The sequence below is a fragment of the Halovulum dunhuangense genome, assembly GCF_013093415.1.
GTDB classification, from domain to species: domain Bacteria; phylum Pseudomonadota; class Alphaproteobacteria; order Rhodobacterales; family Rhodobacteraceae; genus Halovulum; species Halovulum dunhuangense.
Genome location: NZ_JABFBC010000003.1, coordinates 175696 through 196864 on the forward strand (window position 1 = coordinate 175696; position 21169 = coordinate 196864).

A 21169-nucleotide genomic window follows, 5' to 3' on the forward strand; every position below is an offset into this window, starting at 1 on the left:
GCGAAGGGAGGCCCCCATGACCCTTCAGGACGTCACACTTTCGGATCGGTTCGACCTGACGAAGCGGCGGGTGCTGCTGAGCGGGATCCAGGCGCTGGTGCGGCTGCCGCTGATGCAGGCGGCGCGGGACCGCGCGGCGGGGCACCGGACGGCCGGATATGTCACGGGCTATCGCGGCTCGCCGCTCGGGGGGGTCGATCAGCAGATGATGCGGGCGGGCAAGGAACTGGCCGCGCACGAGGTCGTGTTCAATCCCGGGCTGAACGAGGATCTGGCCGCCACCGCGCTGTGGGGAACGCAGCAGGCGCATCTGCGGGGCGAGGGCACCCATGAGGGGGTGTTCGGCCTGTGGTACGGCAAGGGGCCGGGGGTGGACCGTTCGGGCGACGTGTTCCGGCATGCGAACATGGCCGGCACCGCGCCGCTGGGCGGCGTGCTGGTCTGCATGGGCGACGATCACACGGGCGAATCCTCGACCGTGCTGCATCATTCGGAATTCGCGCTGGTCGATGCCTTGATGCCCATTCTCAGCCCCGCGGGGGTGCAGGAGGTGCTGGATTACGGGCTGCTGGGCTGGGCGCTGAGCCGCTACAGCGGGGCCTGGGTCGGGCTGAAATGCGTCAAGGACACGATCGAGGTGAGCGAGGTCGTGAACGGTGATCCGCACCGGCTGTCGATCGCGCTGCCGGATGATTTCCCGATGCCCGAGGATGGCGTCAGCATCCGGCTGGGCGACACGCCCGCCGCGCAGGAGGCGCGGCTGCACGATACCAAGCGCTTCGCCGCCGAGGCCTTCGCGCGGGCCAACCGCATCGACCGGCGGGTGCATGGACGGGCGGGGGCGCGCATCGGGATCGTGTCGTCCGGCAAGAGCTGGCTCGACACGGTGCATGCGCTGGACCTGCTGGGGATCGGCGCCGAGGAGGCCGAGCGGCTGGGGATCACCACCTACAAGGTGGGGATGGTCTGGCCGCTGGATACGCGATCCTTCGCCGAATGGGCCGAGGGGCTGGATCTGATCATCGTCGTCGAGGAGAAGCGCAAGCTGATCGAGGTCGAGATCAAGGAAGCCATCTTCAACGACCGGCGCGGGCGACGGGTGATCGGCTGGAAGGACGAGGCCGGCAATACCGTGTTCTCGGTCAAGGGTGCGCTCGATCCGGTGCTGATCGCCAGCCGGCTGGGCGGGCTTCTGGCGGCCGAGGGGATCAGCACGGACGACATGCGCGCGCGGCTGGCGCGGATCGAGGGCGCGCTGGGGGCGGCCAACGCCCCCGACATCGCGCAGCGCCAGCCCTGGTTCTGCTCGGGTTGTCCGCACAACAGCTCTACGAAGCTGCCCGAGGGGGCGCGGGCCTATGCGGGGATCGGCTGCCATTACATGGTGCAGTGGATGGACCGGGAGACGACGGGCTTCACCCATATGGGCGGCGAGGGTGCGAACTGGATCGGCGAGGCGCCGTTCTCGAAAAGAAAGCATGTGTTCCAGAACCTTGGCGATGGAACCTACAACCACTCCGGGGTTCAGGCGATCCGCGCGGCGCTGGCTGCGGGGACGAACATCACCTTCAAGATCCTCTACAATGACGCCGTCGCCATGACCGGCGGCCAGCCCAATGATGGCGGGTTGTCGCCCCAGCAGATCGCGCGCGAATTGCTGGCAATGGGTGTGAAGAAAGTGGTGGGAGTCTTTGATCCCAAAGAGGAAATCGACCCGAAAAGCTTTCCCGCCGGAATCGAGATGCGGGTGCGGGACGACCTGATGGCGGTGCAGCGCCAATTGCAGGAGATCCCGGGCGTGACCGCGATCCTGTATATCCAGACCTGCGCCGCGGAAAAGCGCCGGCGGCGGAAGCGCGGGCGGTTCCCCGATCCCGACATGCGCGTTTTCATCAATCCCGATGTCTGCGAGGGGTGCGGCGATTGCGGGGTGCAGTCGAACTGCGTCTCGATCCTGCCGCTCGACACCCCCTTCGGGCGCAAGCGCCAGATCGACCAGTCCGCCTGCAACAAGGATTTCAGCTGTCTCAAGGGCTTCTGCCCCAGCTTCGTCACGCTGGAGGGCGCGAAGCCGCGCAAGGCCGAGGCGCGCGACCTGGTGATCCCGGCGCTGCCCGCGCCGCGTCTGCCGCAGATCCGGGGCACCCACAACATCGTGGTCACGGGCGTAGGCGGCACGGGCGTCGTGACGGTGGGCGCGCTTCTTGGCATGGCCGCGCATCTGGAGGGCAAGGGCGCGGGCGTGATGGAGATGGCGGGCCTGGCGCAGAAGGGCGGCGCCGTTCATATCCATGCGCGCATCGCGGAAAAGCCGGGCGACATCAACGCGGTGCGGGTCGCGGTTGGCGAGGCGGATGCGCTGATCGGGGGCGATCTGGTGGTGTCGGCGGGCGCCAGGACGCTGGCGCTGCTGGCGCGCGGGCGGACACGGGCCGTGCTGAACACCCACGAGATCACGACCGGCGCCTTTACCCGCGATCCCGGCTTCCGCTTGCCGGTGGACCGGCTGTCGCTGGCGCTGCGGGGGCGGATCGGGGATGCGGCCGTATCGGCGCTGGACGCGACGCGGCTGGCTGCGGAGATCCTGGGCGATGCGATCTACGCCAACGTGCTGATGCTGGGGGCCGCCTGGCAGGCGGGGCTGGTGCCGTTGAGCGAGGCGGCGCTGCTGCGGGCGATCGAGCTGAACGGCGCGGGCGTGGAGGGCAACCTGCGGGCCTTTCACCTGGGCCGCTGGGCGCTGGCGGAGCCTGCGGCGGTGATGGCGCTGCTGCACCCCGAGGAAGCGGCGGAGGAGGAGGACCTGCCGGCAATCGTCGCGCGGCGCGTGGCGCATCTGGAGAAGTACCAGTCGGCCCGGCTAGGCCGGCGCTATGCGGCGCTGGTCGCCCGGGCCGAGGCCTGCGATCCCGGTTTCGGCAAGGCGGTGGCAAGAGGCTATCACAAGCTCTTGGCCTACAAGGACGAATACGAGGTGGCCCGGCTGCACCACGAGACGCTGGAGCGTGCGGTGGCCGAGCATTTTACGGACGTTCGCGCGATGCGGTTCCACCTGGCGCCGCCCATCCTGGGCCGCCGCGATGCAGAGGGGCGGCCGATCAAGTCCGAGTTCGGGCCCTGGATGCTGCGCGTCTTCGGGGTGCTGGCGCGGCTGAAGCTGCTGCGCGGCACGCCGCTCGATCCGTTCGGCCGCACCGATGAGCGGCGGATGGAGCGGCAGTCGATCCGCGACTACGAGGCCGAGATCGAGACGCTGATCGCGGGCTGGCGCGACGCGCGGCGGGATGCGGCCATCGCGCTTGCCGAACTGCCGTTGCAGATCCGCGGCTTTGGCCATGTGAAGCAGGCGGCGGCGGCGGCGGCGGCAGTTCGGCGGGCCGAGCTGCGCGCCGCGTGGGACGCGCCCGAGACGGTTCCGCGCGCCGCCGAGTAGCGACCGCGAAAGATGGGAGGGCACATGATGAGTGACTATCCCGCCTACAGCCGGGCCGAGCGCCTGTCGGATGCGGCGATCCATGTGGCTGGCGTCGCGGCCGGCATGGTCGGGGCCGGCGTGATCGTGGCACTTGCCCTGCGCTGGTCGGACAGCCCCTGGGTCTGGCTGGGCGCGGGGGTCTACGCGCTGTGCCTGGTTGCGATGCTGCTTGCCTCTGCGCTGTATCACCTGACGCCGGTCGAGCACTGGCGGGGCCTTTTGCAGCGGCTCGACCATTCGGCCATCTACGTCAAGATCGCGGGCACCTATACGCCCTTTACCGCGCTGGCGGGGACGGGGCCGGGGCTGCTTGCCTCCTTGTGGGGGGCGGCGCTGCTGGGCACGGCGATCCGGATGCTGGCGCCGGGGCGCTTCGTGTGGCTGGCGCTGGGGCTTTATCTGGGCATGGGCTGGGCCGGGGTGGTGGCGGGGGGCGACCTGATCGCGGCGCTCGAGCCGCGTACCGTCACGCTGATGGTCGCGGGCGGGCTGCTTTACACCGGGGGGATGCTGTTCTTCCTGTGGGAAAGGCTGCCCTTCCACAACACGATCTGGCACGGCTTCGTGCTGGTCGCGACGGCCATCTTCTACGCCGCGCTGCTGGTGGAGTTGTCGGACGAGCGGGCGCCCGCCTCAGCCCTTGCGGATCAGCCAGACCTGGCGCGGGAAGCCGTCCTCGCGCCCCTCTAGCAGGGTGTGGCCCTGTTCGGTGCAGAAATGCGGCACGTCCACCAGCGCCGCCGGGTCGTCGGTCACGGCGCGCAACACCTCGCCCGTCCGAAGCGCCGAGAGCCGCTTGCGGATCCTGAGCACGGGAAGCGGGCACAAGAGCCCCGCCGCGTCGAGTTCGTCCTGCCAGTCCATGCGCGAGAGCTAGCCTTTGGTCTTGCCTCTGTCCACGCGAATGTGACAGGCGGTCCGCGTGACCTGTCCGATCCGCTGGGATAAGACGGGCGAGGCAAGGGACAAGGGGCCAGATGTTCGGCATTGACGTGATGGATGGATCGTTGCTGCCGGCGCTGTTCGTGGCGCTGGTCGCGGGCGTGATCAGCTTCCTGTCGCCCTGCGTGCTGCCGATCGTGCCGCCATATCTTGCATACATGGCGGGCACCTCGCTGGAGGCCGGGCAGGATCCGGGGCGCAAGCCGCGCGGCATGGATCCGCGGGTGGTGACGGCGGCCGCCTTCTTCGTGCTGGGCCTGTCCACGGTGTTCCTGATGCTGGGCGTCGCCGCATCGGCGCTTGGCAGCGCGCTGCTGTCGTGGCAGCGCGAGATGGCGATTGTCGCGGGTGTCATCATCACCCTGTTCGGCCTGCATTTCCTGGGCATCCTGCGCATCCCCATCCTCTACCGCGACGCGCGGATCGATGCCGGTGACCGGGGCGGCTCGGCGTTCGGGGCCTATGTCATGGGGCTGGCCTTTGCCTTTGGCTGGACGCCCTGCATCGGGCCGATCCTGGGCATGATCCTGTCGCTGGTGATCCAGGACGCGACGCTGTCGCGGGGCATCGCCATGATGGGGGTCTATGCGCTGGGGCTTGGGTTGCCGTTCCTGCTGGCGGCCGTCTTTCTCGACCGGTTCATGGGCGCGATGGGGCGGCTCAGGCGGCATATGGGGCGGATCGAGAAGGCGACGGGCCTGCTGCTGGTGGTGGTCGGCGTGATGATGGCGACGGGGCTTTTCAGCGCGTTCTCGTTCTGGCTGCTGGAAACCTTTCCGGTGCTGGGTCTGGTCGGCTGAGCCGCGGGTTTACTTGTCCGACGGCCCGCGCATACTCTTGCGCCGTTGCTGCCGACGGAGCCCGAATGACCCCGACCCATGACGCGCGCGTCCGCCGGCGTCACGTCCTTTACCTGCCGGGCTTCGATCCGGCCGGGGTCAGGCGGTATCGCGACACCTATGTGCGCGAGGGGGCCCGGCAGGCAGGGATTTCCGGCTATGCGCTTGAAGTGGCCGACCTGCCCGAGGGCAACGGTCCCGGCTGGCGGGTGACCGCGCAGATCGACGGGGCGAAGGTCGAGACGGTGGTGAGCTATCTCGACTGGTCGGACATCGTGAAGGCGCGGCTGCGGCGTCCCCTGGGCGAGAGCCTGACGGGCTGCGCGCGGGCTTTTCTCATCTACATGCGCTCGGGCGCGTTCTTCGGCATCGCGCGGGTGCGCCGGGCGTTTCTCATCCCGCTGCTGGGGCCGTATCTGCTGGTCTTTCTGGTGGCCCCCTTGCTGGGGTTGCTGGTCGCGGCGCTGGCGGGGCTGTTGGTGCCGTCCTGGATCGCGCTGGCGGCAGGGATAGCGGCGGCGGCGGGGTTCGTGGCCTTTCTTCGGGCGCGGGACCGGCGTTTCTACGTCTTTTACCTGATGCATGTCTTCAGCCTGATCGCGGAGCGCGGCGGGGCCACGCCCGACCTGCTGCGCCCGGTGCAGGCCGGTTTCGCGGCCCGCATCCGCGAGGCGCTGGCGGGCGATTTCGACGAGGTGCTGGTCGTGGGCCATTCGGCGGGCGGGCACATGGCGGTGTCGGTCGTGGCCGAGGTGCTGCGCGGCGGCCACGGCCATGACGGGCGGCTGGCGCTGCTGACGGTGGGGGCCGTGGTGCCCTTGCCCTGCCTTCTGGCGGGGGGGGCCGAGATGCGGGCGGACGTGGCGGAATGCGCGCGGGCCGAGGCGCTGTTCTGGCTGGATGTGGGTGCCCCGGGCGACGGGGTGTGCATGGCGCTGTGCGATCCGGTGGCGATGATCGGGCTCGATCTGCCCGAGCGGCGCAACCCGCTGGTGATCTCGGCCGCGTTTCACCGCACGCTCGACCCCGGGACGGTGAATGCGCCCGGGTTCACCTTCTTCCGGCGGCATTTCCAGTATCTCTGCGCCTTCGACCGGCCGGGGGTCTATGACTATTTCCGCATCACCGCCGGGCCGGAGCGGCTGGCGGATCGCTTCCACGGACAAGCACACAGCCCCTCGCGCGTGATCACGCGGATCTCGCGCTACAGCGACATCGGAGAAAACGCATGAGTTCGCGTGATTTCGTCCCTCCCATCCCCGACACCCGGCCGGAAGGGGCGTCGGTGCTGACCCGGCTCAGGCTGGCGCGGCGCGACCTGTTCGCCTCGCAGCCGCGGCGGCTTTACCGGGGATGGATGGCGCAGCAATCCGCCGTGATCTTCGAAAGCTTCATCCTGAATCAGCCAAACCTGGTGAAAACCGTGCTCGAGGAGCGCCCGGACGATTTTCCGAAGTCCGACATCATCCGCGATTCGCTGAAGCTGCTGCTGGGCAATTCGGTGTTCGTGACGAATGGCGAGGTCTGGAAGCGCCAGCGCCGGATCATCGACCCGGCCTTCGAGGGGGGGCGTCTGCGCGAGGTGTTCCCGGCGATGGTCGAGGCCGGGCAGGCGACGGTCGCGCGGCTGCGACCGCAAGCGGACGGAAAGCCGGTCGAGATCGAGTTCGAGACCGCCCATGCGGCGGCCGACGTCATCTTCCGGACCCTGTTCTCGATCCCGATCGACGACGAGAAGGCGCGCGAGGTCTTTGACGGTTTTCGCGAGTATCAGCGGGCGCAGCCGCTGATGACCTTTCCGGCGCTGCTGAGGTTGCCGCGGTGGGTGCCGCGCCTGCGATCGCGAAAATCGGCGCAGTCGGCGCAGGCGATCCGCGCGGTGCTGGCCGAGATCATCGCCATCCGCGCCCGCGAGATCGCGGCCGGCACCGCGCCCGACGACCTGGCCACCAAGATCATGTGCACCGCGGACCCCCTGACCGGCGAACGCTTCGACGAGGCCGAGATGCTGGACCAGGTGGCGATCTTCTTCCTTGCCGGGCACGAGACGTCGGCCAGCGCGCTGGCCTGGACGCTTTACATGCTGGCCTGCTGCCCCGAGATACAGGAGCGCGCCGCCGCCGAGGCCCTGGCTGCCTGGGACGAGGCGCCGGACTTCGCGGACATGCGGCGGCTGCCCTTCGTCCGCGACGTGTTCCGCGAGGCGCTGAGGCTTTATCCGCCGGTGCCTATGATGGTGCGCGAGGCCACGCGCGAGGAGGTGTTCCGCAAGCGCCGGGTGCGCCCCGGATCGCTGTGCATCCTCTCTCCCTGGCATCTCCAGCGGCACGAGCGCATCTGGGACCGCCCGCATGTCTTTGACCCGGACCGCTGGCAGAGGCAGGAAACGCGCGCGACGGCGCGGGAGGCGTACATGCCGTTTTCCTCTGGTCCGCGGGTCTGCACCGGGGCCGGTTTCGCGATGATCGAGGGGGTGATCCTGCTCGCGCTGCTGCTGCGCGCCTTTCGTTTCGCCCCGGTCGAGGGGCGGGTGCCGGTGCCGGTCCACCACCTGACGGTGCGCGCGAAGGACGGGATCTGGCTGCGGGTCACCCCTCGGGGGTGAGTTTCGCCAGGACGTAAAGGCGGATCGCGCTGGCCAGTCCGCAGTCGATGCCGCGGGCGGCGTCGATCTCGGCGGCGAGCGCGTTGATCGGCTTGCCCTCGGATTCGGCGATGCGGCGGAATTCGCGCCAGAAGGGTTCTTCCAGCGTGATCGAGGTGCGGTGCCCGCGCAAGGTGAGTGAGCGCTTGGCGGGGCGGGCGTAGTCAATCCTCATCGGGGCTGTCGTCCGGGCCTACCCGGTGGCCATCGAGGCGCGCGCGGTCGAGCGCCTTTTCGGCACGGGCCTGTTTCAGCAGGGCCACCGCGGGGGTGGTGGCGGTGGTGCGCGCGCGCTTCTCGTCGCGCGCCTTCTGCTTGCGCGCCCGTTTCAGGTTCACCACCTTGCCGCCGTTCATGCGCCTTGCTCCCCGTGGCGACGCGGCCCCTGGGCGGGGCCGCGCACGACGTGTCGGATCAGCCCTTGGGGCCGATCATGTCCTCGGGCCGGACCACCCGGTCGAAGGTCGCCTCGTCCACGAAGCCCAGCCTGACCGCTTCCTCGCGCAGCGTGGTGCCGTTCTTGTGGGCGGCCTTGGCGACCTTGGTCGCGTTGTCATAGCCGATTTCGGGCGCCAGCGCGGTGACAAGCATCAGGCTTTCGCGCATGAGCCTGGCGATCCGCGTCTCGTCCGCCTCGATGCCGGCGACGCAGTTGTCGGTGAAGGCGACGGACGCGTCGCCCAGAAGCTGCATGGATTGCAGCACGTTGTAGGCGATCATCGGCTTGTAGACGTTCAGCTCGAAATGACCCTGGCTGCCCGCAAAGCCCACGGCGGCGTCGTTGCCCATGACATGCGCGCAGACCTGGGTCAGCGCCTCGCACTGGGTGGGGTTCACCTTGCCCGGCATGATCGACGATCCCGGCTCGTTTTCCGGCAGCACCAACTCGCCCAGGCCCGAGCGCGGGCCGGAGCCCAGGAGCCGGATGTCGTTGGCGATCTTGAAGAGGGACGCCGCCACGGTCTTGAGCGCGCCCGACATCTCGACCATGGCATCGTGGGCGGCGAGCGCCTCGAACTTGTTGGGCGCGGTCACGAAGGGCAGGCCGGTGATGCGCGCCATGTTCGCGGCCACCGTCTCGGCCCAGCCCTCGCGGGTGTTCAGGCCGGTGCCGACGGCGGTGCCGCCCTGCGCCAGCGGGTAGATGTTGCCGAGGGCTGCCTTTACCCGGCGGATGCCCTGTTCCACCTGGAAGGCGTAGCCGCCGAATTCCTGGCCCAGCGTCAGAGGCGTCGCGTCCTGGGTGTGGGTGCGGCCGATCTTGATGATATGGGCGAACGCCTCGGACTTGGCCGTGAGCGCCGCGTGGAGCTTCTCGAGGCCGGGGATCAGCACGTCACGCGCGGTGACGGCGGTCGCGATGTGCATGGCGGTGGGGAAGGTGTCGTTCGAGGACTGCCCCATGTTGCAGTGATCGTTGGGGTGGACCGGCTTCTTCGAGCCGATCTCGCCGCCCAGCATCTCGATCGCGCGGTTCGAGATGACCTCGTTCGCGTTCATGTTCGACTGGGTGCCGGACCCGGTCTGCCAGACGACCAGCGGGAAGTGATCGTCGAGCCGGCCCTCGATCACCTCGGTCGCGGCGGCGATGATGGCGTTGCCGCGTTCCGCATCCAGGGTGCCCATCGCCATGTTCGCCTCGGCGCAGGCCTTCTTGATGACGCCCAGCGCGCGCACGATCGCCACCGGCTGCTTTTCCCAGCCGATGGGAAAGTTCTGGATCGAGCGCTGCGTCTGCGCGCCCCAGTACTTGTCGGCGGGAACCTCGATCGGGCCGAAGCTGTCGGATTCGGTGCGGGTCGCGCTCATGGCTGTCTCCTGCTGCGATTTGTCGACCGTCGTATACCGCCCGCGGCCGGGCGAATCCAAGATGCGATTGATGCGGGTCAAGGTCCCGGTGTTCAATCCGGGGCGACGATCATTCAGCGATGGAGGTGCAGCGATGGACGATTTGACGATTCCCGCAGACGTGCTGCGTGACCTGATCCTGCGGATGCGGAACTACATGTCGCGCGAGGATCTGCCCACGGGCGGGCCGGGAGAGGACGGACCGCCGGACCCCGACGAGATCGGGCCGCTGTCGACCGACCCCGACGATCCCGACCAGGCCGAGCTGTTCGACGAGATCGACGGGCTCGATGACGAGCAGCAGGCCGAACTGGTGGCGCTGATGTGGGTCGGGCGCGGCGATTTCGACGCCGAGGACTGGGCCGAGGCGGTCGCCCTGGCCGGGGAACGCCACAGCGGCGTGACGGCGGAATACCTGATGTCGCATCCGCTGGTGGCGGACTACTGGGCCGAGGGGCTGGAGCGGCTTTTCGACGGCTCGGACCTGCTCGATACCGGGCGCTACTGAGCCCTCAGTGCTTGCGGAAACGGTCGAGGCTGACCACGTCGCCGGACCCGCGCGGGGGCGTGTCGTCGCCCTCGGGGCCGGGATCGTCGGATCGCGCGAGGGCGGCCAGCGGATCGTCGGTGTCGTCCTCGTCCTCGTCGTCATCGTCTTCGGTCGCGTCGAAGCGCAGGCCGAATTCGACCGAGGGATCCACGAAGGTGCGGATCGCGTCGAAGGGGACCACCAGCTGCTCGGGCATGTTGCCGAAATTCAGCGTCACGGCAAAGCGGTCGCGGGTCACCGACAGCCCGTCGAACCAGTCCTGAAGCACGATGGTCATGTCCTTCGGGTAGCGCTGCTTCAGGTAGTCGGGAATGTCGACGCCGGGATGGCGGGTGTCGAAGGTGATGAAGAAGTGGTGATTGCCGGGAAGGCCGTGCTTCGCGACATCGGACAGCACCTCGGCCATCAGGCCCCGGAGTGCCTTGTGCATGAGCTGCCCGTAGTGGAATCGACGGGTCATGGTGGATACCCCCTCCAGCATTTCGACCAACCATAGTGATATCGACAGGCGTGAAAAGGGGGCACGGCCCGCTTTGCGCGCCCGGATGTGACAAGGGAGAGGGAAGTGCAGGCTTCTGTTGCCAGGTGCCTGCGAACCCCGCCTGATCTTGCTAGAGATCAGGACTTAGTTTTCGATCTTGCGCACTGCTTACGCAGCGAGCGCGACCGGAGCACGGTTGTCATTGGCAACTATCATGCTTGAGCCGGTAACGGTGGCGTCCTGCCGAGTGAAAGCTAACGTCTTTACACGTCCGTCGATCCTGTTTCGGCCCCGCTGTCCCGCCAATGTGGGAGTTTGGTGGAGCCGCCGGGTACCGCCCCCGGGTCCGATCCGCTTATTGCACGCGCGTTTATCACCATAGTCCCTTGCGGGACTCGACGAAGATAGGCGCGCGCGCCCTGTGACGCAAGGGGTCAGCGGCGGATTTCGAAGCGGCAGGCGGGGGCGCCGAGGCCACGGCATTCGGTCTCGACCGCGTGGTAGCTGCGGCCCGCAAGAGACTGGAAAAGCGTGGAAAAGACAGACTCATGCCAGATACAGCGCGGGCCGGTGGCAAGCGGGTTCGCCGCGATCTCGAATGTGAGGGGGGCATGGCCCAGGATGTCGAAGCGGCCCGACCCTGCAAAGGTCCAGGCGTGCCGCGCGATGGCGCGCGCCAGAAGGGGCGCGGCCAGCGGCCCGGGCAGGGCGCGCAGCAGGCCCCGCGCCGGCGCGGGGATGCGATGGGCCATGACATAGGAAGCGGTGCGCCGCCCGGCCTCGGCCAGCAGGGGGGACGCCTCGGCCCCGAGGGTGGCGCGCAGAACCGCGTGAAGCCGGGCGACGCCGGCCTCGTCGATCATCGCGGCATCCGAGGGCGGGGCCGGGTAGCCGGCCGCACGCAGAAGCCGCGCGGTGCGGCGGCGCCCGAGCCGCGCCTCCATCCCCGGCAGAAGCTGGAGCACGGCGTTGGGCCCGATCCGCCCGTGATGCGCGCCGCCGTCGGGCATGTCAGAGGGCCGCGTCCTGCGGCATCTGCAACGTGGCCGCGCCGCAGGCGTTGGCGCCCTCGCGCCGTGCGCGGGCGCGCGACGCGCGGTCGGCCGCCGCTTCCCAGTCCTCGAGCTGGGCGGGCGCGATCTTGCGCGTCTCGTCGAAGTTGAAGCGGACCTTGTCGCGCGACTGCGGCCCCCAGTAGCCGACCTTGCCCAGATCGTAGAACGTACGCTGGAAGCCCGCCTTCAGGAACGCCTTGAGGCAGCCCAGCAGGTAGCGCCGGCGGAAGCCGGTGCCGCGCCAGGGGTAATGGAACAGCGCCTTGCGCATGTAGAAGCGGCGGTAGTTCTTCATTACCCCGTCGAGCAGTTCGCCCCGGCTCATCGCGGCGGGCGCCATGATCGGGGTGACGAAGTTGTATTTCGAGAAGTCGAACACCTCGACCTTGTCGCGCAGCTCCTGGTAGAGCGGCGTGAAGGGCCAGGGCGTGTACATCGCCCAGTTGGCCAGGTCCGGCTGCCAGTCCCAGGCCATGCGGAAGGTTTCCTCCAGCGTCTCGGGCGTCTCGTTGTCGAGACCCACGATGAACTGCGCCTCGACGAAGATGTCCGCCTCGCGCAGCAGGCGGATCGCCTCCTTGTTCTGCTCGACGCGGGTTTCCTTGTTGAACTGGTCGAGCTTCAGCTGCGCCGCCGCCTCGGTCCCGAGGCTGACATGCACGAGCCCCGCGCGCCGGAACAGCGGCAGCAGGTCCTTGTCGCGCATGATGTCGGTGACGCGGGTGTTGATGCCCCACTTGATGCGGTCGGGCAGGCCGCGGGCGATCAGTTCCTCGCAGAAGCGGACGAATTTCTTGCGGTTGATGGTGGGCTCCTCGTCGGCGAGGATGAAGAAGCCGACGCCGTGCTCGTTCACCAGCGTCTCGATCTCGTCCACCACCTTCAGCGGATCGCGCACGCGGTAGTCGCGCCAGAACTTCCATTGCGAGCAGAAGGAGCAGGTGAAGGGGCAGCCACGCGCCATGTTGGGGATGGCCACGCGCACGCCGAGGGGGACGTAGATGTACTTGCCCCATTCCAGAAGCGACCAGTCGGGGGCGAGCGCGTCCAGATCGCGCACGGTGGACGCGGCGGGGGTCGCGCGGATCGTGTCGCCGTCGCGGAAGGCGAGGCCCCTGATGCGGTCGCGGTCCTCGGGCCAGCGGCCTTCGGCGACGGTACGCAGCAGGTTGACGATGATCTCCTCGCCCTCGCCACGCACGATCACGTCGATCCAGGGCGCCTCGGACAGGACCTGCTTGAACATGAAGGTGGCGTGGATGCCGCCCAGGATGCGCAGCGCCGTGGGCACCGTGTCGCGCGCGATTTCCAGCACGCGCTCGGCCACATAGATCGAGGGCGTGATCGCGGTGGTGCCGACCACGTCGGGCCGCAGCCGCGCAAGTTCCGCCGCCAGCGCCGCGTCGTCCAGGTCGTTGGTCATCGCGTCGATGAAGTGGATGTCGGGAAAGCCCGCCGCTTTCAGTGCGCCGCCGATATAGGCGACCCAGGCCGGGGGCCAGTTGCCCGCGATCTCGGCGCCGCCGGAATGGTAGTTGGGATGGACGAGGACGATGCGCATGTGATGGCTCCCGATGTGTCACTAATAAATTACACTTCGGGTGTCACAGAGATTTGACGCAGATCAAACCCGCGGCCGCGGGCGTCACGCCGCGGCGCGGGCCTCCTCGCGGGTGATCAGCCGGGCGAGGGCCGCGATGGCGACAAGTCCCAGCGCCGCCATGGCGAAGGTGGCGCGGATCACAAGCCCGTATCCGCCCCATTCCCAGATCAGCGCGCCCAGCAGCGGCGCAGCCGCATAGCCCGCCAGGTAGGGCAGGGCGAGCCAGCCCGCGATGGCGCCGAAGCCCTGCCGGCCCAGCGCCTCGGCGGTCAGGACGGGCTTGAGGATGCTGATCATGCCATAGCCCGCGCCCTGCGTGGCGGCAAAGGCGAAGACGAGCGCCGGCGTTGCCCCCGCGATCAGCAGCGCCGCGCCCGCGACAAGGATGCCGCCAAAGGCGAACAGGCTCAATTGCCGCGCCGGGGTCTCGCGCCCCAGAAGCGTCATGGCGACGCGGCCCGCGACCTGCATCGGCCCGACCGTCGAGGCGGCGGTGACGGCAAGGGTGGCAGTCAGGCCGCGTTCCACCAGCATCGGGATCATGTGGTTGATGAGGATGCCGTGATTGATCGCGACGATCGGAAAGGCCAGCGCGATCAGCCAGAAGCGCCGCCGCCTGAGGGCTGCGGAAAGCGCCGCGCGGTTCTCTTGCCGGCCGGGGCGCGGGGTGTCGGGGTCGGCGCCGCGTTCGAGCCAGCGCGCGCCCAGATGCAGAAGCGGCGCCCCGAGCAGCGCCACGACGGCGGCAAAGACCAGCACCGTGCTGCGCCAGCCGATGACGGTCGCCAGATAGGCCCCCGCGGGAAAGGCGATGGTCGAGGCGAAGCCCGCCGCCAGCGTGATCCGGGTGATGACGCGCCGCGCCTGCGCCCCCGCGGTGCGGGTGACGAAGGCGAAGCAGGGCTCGTAGAGGCAGGCGCCGAGCGCCAGGCCGATGGCGGCCCAGGCGGCAAGGAAGGCGGCCGGCGTCTGGACCAGCGCCAGCGCCCCCAGCGCCAGCGCGCCGCCAAGCGCCCCCAGCGACAGCAGCCAGCGGCCGTGGCCTGCGTCGATCACCCGGCCCGAGACCGGCGCCATGAGGGCCGCCATGACCAGTGCCCCGGTCAGGCCCAGCGCCAGCTGCGCCTTGGGCCAGCCCAGCGTCTGTTCCCATGTCAGAAGCAGGGCCGCGAAGCTGTAGTAGAGGCCGGCCCAGACGATGGTCTCGCCCGCCGCCAGCGCCCAGGTGCCGCGGCCCAGCGCGCGGGGGTCGGTCATTTCAGGCCCAGCATCGGCTCGCCCAGTTCGCGGATCAGCTTGCGGCGGATGGCCTGGGCGTAATCGTCGAAATCGCGCGCCACCTCGACGAAGGCGCCGCTGCCGCGCATCACGAAGAAGCGGTAGTAGCGGCCCAGTTCCGCGTCGTCCGACTCGATGGCGAGGCCGTTCACGGTGATGTCGCCGAAATCCGTCCGCGAATAGAGCTGTTGCGGCGGGATGCCGTCATTGCCGCGCCCGTCGCCCGAGACGTCGATCTTGTCCCGCGTGCAGTCCGGCGCCCGGCCCAGCTGCCGCCGTCCGAATTCGAGCGCGGGGCCAAGCCCGGTGGACCCGCCCGAGAAGCTGCGCCCATGCCCGCGCAGGCTGGCGGCAAGCCGGTCCAGATCGGCGGGGGTGCGGATCTCTGCCCAGTCGGCGATCAGCGCCTGCTGCGCGCGGCCCGACCATTCATAGACCTGAAGCGCGATGGTGGCGCCGGGCACCTGGAAGATGGCGGCACGCACGGCCCCATCCTCCAGCGCGCCGGCCAGTCCCTCGAGTTGCAGCCGGTATTCGCCCGCATCGACCGAGGAGGACACGTCGAGCGCGAGGCTCAGCGCAACCCGGCATTCGGCCGATGCGGGGGCGGCCAGCAGCGACAGCGCGAGCGCCAGCGCCCTCATGAGGCCGGCACCACGATCTCGCGGTAGAGCTTGCGGCGCATCGCGGCGGGGTAGTCGGAATAGCCGCGCGCGGTTTCCACGAAGGCGTCGCGCCCGGTGATGACCTGGGTGCGGAAGAACTGCGTCACGCTTGCGCCCATGCGGTCGATGGCCAGCGCGTTGATGGTGACGCCGGCCCTGCGCGCGGCGGCGCGGGGGGCGATGGTGCCCGTCCCGTCATTGGTCATCCCGTCGCCCGAGATGTCGATGACCCGGCGCGGGCAATCGGCCACGGCCGCGAACTGCGCCTGCGCCGCCGTCACCGCCTCGCCCACGGCGGTCTTGCCGCCCGACCAGCGGCGCGGCATGGCGGCCACGTTCTCGGCGAAGGTCGCCACCGCCTGCGGAGACAGCATCCGCTGCCATGACAGCATCACCGCCTGGTCGCCCGCGCCCGAGAACTGCATCACCATCAGCGCCGCCTGCCGCTGCACCAGCGCGTCGGCCACGTCGGGCTGGACCAGCGCCTCGGCCAGCCCGTCGGCCTGGAAGCGGTATTCGCCGGGATCGATCGAGCCGCTGACATCCACGACCAGCGCCAGCGCCAGCGCGCAGGCCCGCGCGGGGCCCGCGGCAAGCGCCAGCGCCAGCGCCAGCGGCAGGCGCATCACCAGTGCCCGGTATTGCCCATGCTGGCCCAGGGCTCCTGCGGGGGCAGGGCGTCGCCGGCCTGCAAGAGCTCGATCGACACGTTGTCGGGGCTGCGCACGAAGGCCATGTGCCCGTCGCGGGGGGGCCGGTTGATGGTCACGCCATTGTCCATCAGGTGCTGGCAGGTGGCATAGATGTCGTCCACCCGGTAGGCGAGATGCCCGAAATGGCGGCTGTCCGAGGGCAGGCCCTCGTCGCCGTCCCAGTTGTAGGTCAGCTCGACGGGGCATTCCGGCTGGCCGGGGGGCGCGAGGAACACCAGCGTGAAGCGGCCCTTCTCGTTGTCGATCCGGCGCGTTTCCTCCAGCCCCAGCAGGCGGTAGAAGGCCAGCGATTTTTCCAGGTCCTTCACCCGGACCATGGTGTGCAGGTAGCGCAGGGGCATCGCTCTCTCCTTTATTACATCCATATATGGTTGCCCTATACCCCGGATGCGCAAGATACTGGAACCTCAGAATCGCAGACCGGGCAGGCCTTGGGGGATGATATGTCGGACGGGACCAACGCACAGGACGAAATCGCGGAACTGCGCGCCCGGAGCGCACCCACCCGCCGCGCGACGGTGCCCGCGATGGAGGAACGGCTTTATACGCCGCACAAGGTGCTCGACCACGGCTTCGTGCGGGTGATCGACTACATGGGCGACGACGCGGCCATCGTGCAGGCCGCGCGCGTGAGTTACGGGGCGGGGACGAAGCACGTCTCGAACGATGCGGGGCTGATCAACTACCTGATGCGGCACTGGCACTCGACGCCCTTCGAGATGTGCGAGATCAAGCTGCATGTGAAGCTGCCCGTCTTCGTCGCCCGCCAGTGGATCCGCCACCGCACGGCCAACGTGAACGAGTATTCGGCGCGCTACTCGATCCTCGACCGCGAGTTCTACATCCCCGCGCCCGAGCAGCTGGCCGCCCAGAGCACGGTCAACAACCAGGGCCGGGGTGCGGTGCTTGAGGGCGAGGAGGCCGCCCGCGTGCTGGAGATGCTGAAGGGCGACGCCACGCGCTCCTACGACCATTACGAGGCGATGCTGAGCCAGGAGGGCCAGCAGGGGCTGGCGCGGGAGCTTGCCCGGATGAACCTGCCCGCCAACATCTACACCCAGTGGTACTGGAAGATCGACCTTCACAACCTGTTCCACTTCCTGCGGCTGCGGGCCGACAAGCACGCGCAATACGAGATCCGCGTCTATGCCGAGACGATCTGCGAGATCGCGAAGGACTGGGTGCCGCTGGCCTATGCCGCCTTCGAGGATTACCGCCTCAATAGTGTCCAATTCTCGGGGAAGGCTGTCGAAGTCCTGCGCCGCATGCTGGCCGGAGAGACGGTCACGCAGGAGACCTCGGGCATGAGCAAGGGGGAATGGCGGGAATTTGAGGGGGTGATCCATAACGGATCGTAAAGGTAGCAGGGAGTGATTTCATGTCTGCATTGGAACCAGCAATTAAGGTTATCGCTGCCCGCGTGAACGAGCACGCGGCAACTATCGCGACTGAAGAGGCCGCAAAGACTTCGGTTGTACTGCCATTCTTGCAGGCGCTAGGTTATGATGTTTTCAACCCTGCGGAAGTAATACCGGAATTTACGGCCGACGCCGTGGGCAAGAAGGGCGAAAAAGTTGACTATGCCGTAAAAGTTGACGGCGAAATGCGATTTCTCATAGAATGCAAAGGTCTAAGTACCAAGCTTGAAAGAAACCATCTTTCGCAGCTTTTTCGATATTTCACTGTTACTGACGCAAAATTTGCACTTCTGACGAACGGGCGAGAGTACCGTTTCTACACTGACCTAGAGGAGCCCAATAAGCTAGATCAGCGACCGTTTTTCGTGTTTGACATATTGGACGTCAACCCGAGCGCCTTTGTAGAACTTCGGAAATTCGAGAAATCGGCTTTCGATATGGCCAATATCATGGCAACAGCGGAGCGCCTCAAATACGTCTCTGCCGTGAAGGCAATGTTACTCGAACAAATGGAGACGCCCAGCGATGAATTGGTTAGGCTTGTCGCGGGTGTTGTTCATGATGGTCGCCTCACGGCTCAGGTCCGCGATCTAGTCGGTGGCGCGATCAAGTCTGCTTTCCGAGAAGTTGTGCGAGACGCTGTGCAAGCGCGTCTTTCGTCTGCGCTTCAAAGCTCGGAACTTGTGGACTCTGAAAACTCGGTCGAAGCCGTTGAGCCGGTGGACGATATCGTAACGACCCAAGAAGAAATCGAGGGAATGTTGACGATAAAATCTATTGTTCGAGCGGTAATAGACTCCAAGCGAGTTGGTTTGCGGGATGCCAAGTCGTATTGCGCCATTCTCGTTGATGACAATAACCGCAAGCCATTAGCGCGACTTCATTTTAATCGTTCACAAAAGTATATTGGCTTGTTTGACGGGGAGACCGAAGAGCGCATCGCGATTTCGGGTCTCGATGATATTTTTCAATACTCCGAGCGTTTGAAGGAAACGGCGAAGCGTTACACTTAATCGCGTCGGGTAGCCTCCCTGTCATCCCCGCGAAAGCGGGGATCCACGGCGCGAGGCCCCCGCTTTCGCGGGGGTGACAGGCTCTGGCGGGAGTGGCAGGCTCTGGCGGGGGTGACAGGCTCTGGTGGGGTCACAAGCTCCGGCAAGCGCGCCCTCTCTCACCCCCACAAAACCCACCCCCCCCCTGACTTCCGTCAAGGCGCGGCCCACCCCTCTCCGCTACCCTGCGCGCATCTTCATGCATGGGAGGGTCCGATGAAACGACTGCTTCTCGTTACCGCCTTCTGGGCCGGGGCCGCGGGGCTTGCCCCGGCCGCCAGCTTCAACGCCCCCGCGACCGGCACCGCGACCGAGACCTCGATCGCCTACCAGGTCTCCGACGGGCATGTGGTGGTCCACAACATGAGCCAGTACACGGCCATGCTGACCGCCGACCCCGAGAACCCGATGAACGGCGCCGCCGGCCCCTGTTTCGGCGTGATCGAGTTCCGGCAGGGCGCCGTCTCGGGCGGGGGGAAATGCGTCTATACCGACCAGGGCGGCGATCACATGGTGATCGGCTGGGCCGCCACCGCCGTCGCCGAGACGGGCGCCACCACCGGCACCTGGACGCTGGAGGGCGGCAGCGGCAAGTATCTCGGATCCAGCGGCGGCGGCGCGTTCCAGACCACCGGCCCTGGCCCCGACGGCACCGAGACCAACGCCATTACCGGCGAGATCACGCTGCCCTGAGCAAGGGGCCGCGCGGACGGGGCCGGCGCCCGCGGCCCCGGACGGTCGCGGCGCCGACCGCGCGCGCCGGCCGGACGCTTCGGCGCATGGCGCTGCATGACACCCGTCATCCCCGCCAAGGGGGCGATGCCCCTTGACCCCCGCTTTCGCCGGGGTGACAGCTGGGGAAGGGGGTGACAGCGCCCCCCGCAACCCCAACCCCTGTGATCCCCGCGAAAGCGGGGAACGGAGCCATCCCATGACCGACCTTACCCTCTACGGCCTGCCCACCTGCGACACCTGCCGAAAGGCGCGCAAGGCGCTGGAAGGGGCGGGGCATGTCGTCACCCTTCGCGACGTGCGGATGGAGCCGCTGTCCGAGGCCGAATGGGCGCCGCTGCTGGCCGAATTCGGGGACCGGCTGGTGAACCGCACCTCGACCACCTATCGCGGCTTTTCCGATTTCATGAAGGCCTCCGAGGCCGAGGACCAGCTGCGCGAGCACCCCGCGGTGATGAAGCGGCCCGTGATCTCGGACGGTGCGCGCTGGACGCTGGGCTGGGACGAGGGCGCGCAGGCGGTCTGGGGTCTGTAAGGCGCGGGCGGGCAGATTTTCCTTCATCGGGGCGCGGGGCTTGTTATGCTCGGGGCCCGTGACCCAACCCTTTGCCCCCGGAGGAATTACATGCGCCGCCTTGCCCTCGTGCCCCTGATCCTGTCGCTCGCCGCCTGCGGGAACGCGCTGCTTCCGCCGCAGGGGGGCGTGGTCGAGCCGACCGCCACCACCCCCTTTACCTGGAAGGCGAACACGCCGCGGGTGACGCGCGCCTACGACATCAACGAATGCGAGCTGGCGGGCCGGGGCCTGCCCGTCGATGCCAGCGCCGACGAGATCGCCGCCGCCAGCGCCGAGTCGAACCCCGATCAGGTCGCGGCCTTTGTCCGGCGCTGCCTGTCCAACAAGGGCTACATCCAGACCGAGCTGCCCGTCTGCAACGACAGCCTGCGCCGGCAGGGCTCGCTGGTGGTGGCCCCCGACGTGCTGCCGCCGCTGGAGCGTATCCGCTGCCTCGACCCGGTGGCGCGCGGCATGGTCGTCGTCTGAGGATGCGGGCGGGCCTGATCGGACTTGCGGCGCTGGCGGCCTGTGGCCCGCCCGCGCCCGGCCCGTTGCGCGACTTCACCCCGGTGGTGTGGAAGCAGGCGACGCCGGCCGCGACGCGTGCGGACGACCTGGGCGCCTGCGAGTTGCAGGTGGCGGGTGTCTCGGGTTCCATGAGCCAGGCGCAGATCCGCGCCGCCTCGGTCGCGACGGATGCGCGGGTCCGGCTCGAGCGGCTGACCGCCTGCCTGCGCGGGCGCGGCTACACGGTGACCGAAGGGGCGATCTGCACGCCGGAGGAACGCGCGGCCGGGCGGCTGGTGATCCTGAGCGCGACCGACGCGCTGCCGCCGCTGTCGCGCGTGGTCTGCCACGCGCCCGAGGTGGGCGGATTCGTGCTGTGAGAAAGGGCAGGGGATGAAACAGGCGGCGGTGATGCTGGGCGTGATCGGCGGGATCCTGGGCCTGATCCTGGGGGTTTCGGTGTCGGGCTGGCTGGCCCTTACCGGCTGGCTGGGGACGGAAGTGCAGGGGGATCTGCCCCGCGCGCTGCGTTCGCCCGAGAATGCGGACCTGCTGAAGGCGGCCGGCGTGCTGGCGCCGCTGCTGGCGATCGCCGGGGGCGCGATGGCGGTGCTCAGGCCCTACTGGGCGGCGGGGCTGCTTCTGGCGTCTGCCGCGGCGATGTACGGGGCGTTCGGGCTTGGCTTCTTCACCACCTTTCCCATCGCGATGTGCGCGCTGGCGGGGCTGCTGGCGCTGCTGGGCGGCCTGGGGCGGGAGCCCGGCGGGCTGACGCGGCGTTAGGTGAAATTTTTTCGCAGAACCGTCA

General features: G+C 68.3%; 24 protein-coding genes and 1 other RNA gene. 13 read left to right on the forward strand and 12 right to left on the reverse strand.

Going from position 1 to position 21169, the window contains the following annotated elements; genetic code table 11:
* Positions 1–16: 16 nt before the first annotated feature.
* Positions 17–3433 carry an indolepyruvate ferredoxin oxidoreductase family protein gene (locus HMH01_RS15970; RefSeq protein WP_171326788.1) on the forward strand — a complete coding sequence of 1139 codons (3417 nt, stop codon included), beginning with the start codon at positions 17–19 and terminating at the stop codon, positions 3431–3433.
* Between the two features lie 27 nt (positions 3434–3460).
* Positions 3461–4165: a PAQR family membrane homeostasis protein TrhA gene (trhA, locus tag HMH01_RS15975; protein ID WP_343035361.1), complete on the forward strand. Its 705-nt coding sequence runs from the start codon at positions 3461–3463 to the stop codon at positions 4163–4165.
* Here the strand turns inward: trhA and HMH01_RS15980 are convergent.
* Positions 4109–4339, reverse strand: a complete 231-nt coding sequence (locus HMH01_RS15980; RefSeq protein ID WP_171326790.1) for a sulfurtransferase TusA family protein — start codon at positions 4337–4339, stop codon at positions 4109–4111. The two genes, trhA and HMH01_RS15980, sit on opposite strands and share 57 nt — an antisense overlap.
* A 113-nt stretch (positions 4340–4452) precedes the next feature.
* Here HMH01_RS15980 and HMH01_RS15985 point away from each other — a divergent pair, with 113 nt between their 5' ends.
* The 3 genes from HMH01_RS15985 to HMH01_RS15995 all read left to right on the forward strand — a co-directional run bounded on the left by HMH01_RS15985 (position 4453) and on the right by HMH01_RS15995 (position 7861).
* Entirely contained in the window at positions 4453–5217 is a 765-nt protein-coding gene (locus HMH01_RS15985; RefSeq protein ID WP_171326791.1) for a cytochrome c biogenesis CcdA family protein, read from the forward strand.
* Between the two features lie 65 nt (positions 5218–5282).
* Entirely contained in the window at positions 5283–6488 is a 1206-nt protein-coding gene (locus HMH01_RS15990; protein ID WP_171326792.1) for a hypothetical protein, read from the forward strand.
* Positions 6485–7861, forward strand: coding sequence for a cytochrome P450 (locus HMH01_RS15995; protein ID WP_171326793.1), 1377 nt, complete (start codon positions 6485–6487; stop codon positions 7859–7861). The genes HMH01_RS15990 and HMH01_RS15995 overlap by 4 nt, the downstream gene beginning before the upstream one ends.
* Here the strand turns inward: HMH01_RS15995 and HMH01_RS16000 are convergent.
* The 3 genes from HMH01_RS16000 to fumC are packed head-to-tail and all read right to left on the reverse strand — an operon-like array spanning position 7845 to position 9709.
* Positions 7845–8075, reverse strand: coding sequence for a ribbon-helix-helix domain-containing protein (locus HMH01_RS16000; RefSeq protein WP_171326794.1), 231 nt, complete (start codon positions 8073–8075; stop codon positions 7845–7847). The two genes, HMH01_RS15995 and HMH01_RS16000, sit on opposite strands and share 17 nt — an antisense overlap.
* Positions 8065–8256: a DUF4169 family protein gene (locus HMH01_RS16005; RefSeq protein WP_171326795.1), complete on the reverse strand. Its 192-nt coding sequence runs from the start codon at positions 8254–8256 to the stop codon at positions 8065–8067. Before HMH01_RS16005 ends, HMH01_RS16000 begins: the two co-directional genes overlap by 11 nt.
* 58 nt (positions 8257–8314) lie before the next feature.
* Complete coding sequence (gene fumC / locus HMH01_RS16010) at positions 8315–9709, reverse strand: class II fumarate hydratase (RefSeq protein WP_171326796.1); 1395 nt, start codon at positions 9707–9709, stop codon at positions 8315–8317.
* 133 nt (positions 9710–9842) lie between these two features.
* On the opposite strand from fumC, the gene HMH01_RS16015 reads away from it, so the two are divergent.
* Positions 9843–10256 carry a DUF3775 domain-containing protein gene (locus tag HMH01_RS16015; RefSeq protein ID WP_171326797.1) on the forward strand — a complete coding sequence of 138 codons (414 nt, stop codon included), beginning with the start codon at positions 9843–9845 and terminating at the stop codon, positions 10254–10256.
* 4 nt (positions 10257–10260) lie between these two features.
* Here HMH01_RS16015 and HMH01_RS16020 read toward each other — a convergent pair whose 3' ends face one another.
* The 8 genes from HMH01_RS16020 to HMH01_RS16055 form a co-directional block, all read right to left on the reverse strand.
* Positions 10261–10758, reverse strand: a complete 498-nt coding sequence (locus HMH01_RS16020; RefSeq protein ID WP_171326798.1) for an SspB family protein — start codon at positions 10756–10758, stop codon at positions 10261–10263.
* Positions 10759–10862: 104 nt separating this feature from the next.
* Positions 10863–11213: a transfer-messenger RNA gene (ssrA, locus tag HMH01_RS16025) on the reverse strand.
* On the reverse strand, positions 11214–11789 hold the full coding sequence (gene bchJ / locus HMH01_RS16030) for a bacteriochlorophyll 4-vinyl reductase (protein ID WP_171326799.1): 576 nt from the start codon (positions 11787–11789) through the stop codon (positions 11214–11216).
* Between the two features lies 1 nt (position 11790).
* Positions 11791–13395, reverse strand: coding sequence for a magnesium-protoporphyrin IX monomethyl ester anaerobic oxidative cyclase (gene bchE / locus HMH01_RS16035; RefSeq protein WP_171326800.1), 1605 nt, complete (start codon positions 13393–13395; stop codon positions 11791–11793).
* Between the two features lie 84 nt (positions 13396–13479).
* Entirely contained in the window at positions 13480–14694 is a 1215-nt protein-coding gene (locus tag HMH01_RS16040) for an MFS transporter (RefSeq protein WP_171326801.1), read from the reverse strand.
* A complete protein-coding gene (locus HMH01_RS16045; protein ID WP_171326802.1) occupies positions 14691–15359 on the reverse strand; it encodes a DUF1194 domain-containing protein in 669 nt (222 codons plus the stop codon). The genes HMH01_RS16040 and HMH01_RS16045 overlap by 4 nt, the downstream gene beginning before the upstream one ends.
* The gene (locus HMH01_RS16050) at positions 15356–16006 is read right to left on the reverse strand and encodes a DUF1194 domain-containing protein (RefSeq protein WP_171326803.1); all 651 of its coding nucleotides are present in this window, start codon (positions 16004–16006) and stop codon (positions 15356–15358) included. Before HMH01_RS16050 ends, HMH01_RS16045 begins: the two co-directional genes overlap by 4 nt.
* On the reverse strand, positions 16006–16434 hold the full coding sequence (locus tag HMH01_RS16055) for a VOC family protein (RefSeq protein ID WP_171326804.1): 429 nt from the start codon (positions 16432–16434) through the stop codon (positions 16006–16008). The genes HMH01_RS16050 and HMH01_RS16055 overlap by 1 nt, the downstream gene beginning before the upstream one ends.
* A gap of 102 nt (positions 16435–16536) precedes the next feature.
* Here HMH01_RS16055 and thyX point away from each other — a divergent pair, with 102 nt between their 5' ends.
* From thyX to HMH01_RS16090, 7 genes are all read left to right on the forward strand, one after another.
* Positions 16537–17451 carry an FAD-dependent thymidylate synthase gene (thyX, locus tag HMH01_RS16060; RefSeq protein WP_171326805.1) on the forward strand — a complete coding sequence of 305 codons (915 nt, stop codon included), beginning with the start codon at positions 16537–16539 and terminating at the stop codon, positions 17449–17451.
* A gap of 20 nt (positions 17452–17471) precedes the next feature.
* Positions 17472–18524 (forward strand): type I restriction endonuclease, encoded by a 1053-nt coding sequence (locus HMH01_RS16065; RefSeq protein ID WP_171326806.1) that lies wholly within the window; start codon positions 17472–17474, stop codon positions 18522–18524.
* A 255-nt stretch (positions 18525–18779) separates the two neighbouring features.
* Entirely contained in the window at positions 18780–19256 is a 477-nt protein-coding gene (locus tag HMH01_RS16070) for a hypothetical protein (RefSeq protein WP_171326807.1), read from the forward strand.
* Positions 19257–19494: 238 nt separating this feature from the next.
* Positions 19495–19830, forward strand: coding sequence for an arsenate reductase family protein (locus HMH01_RS16075; protein WP_171326808.1), 336 nt, complete (start codon positions 19495–19497; stop codon positions 19828–19830).
* Between the two features lie 90 nt (positions 19831–19920).
* Positions 19921–20340, forward strand: coding sequence for a hypothetical protein (locus tag HMH01_RS16080; protein WP_171326809.1), 420 nt, complete (start codon positions 19921–19923; stop codon positions 20338–20340).
* A gap of 2 nt (positions 20341–20342) precedes the next feature.
* Complete coding sequence (locus tag HMH01_RS16085) at positions 20343–20741, forward strand: hypothetical protein (RefSeq protein ID WP_171326810.1); 399 nt, start codon at positions 20343–20345, stop codon at positions 20739–20741.
* A 13-nt stretch (positions 20742–20754) separates the two neighbouring features.
* Complete coding sequence (locus tag HMH01_RS16090; RefSeq protein ID WP_171326811.1) at positions 20755–21144, forward strand: hypothetical protein; 390 nt, start codon at positions 20755–20757, stop codon at positions 21142–21144.
* Positions 21145–21169 lie beyond the last annotated feature (25 nt).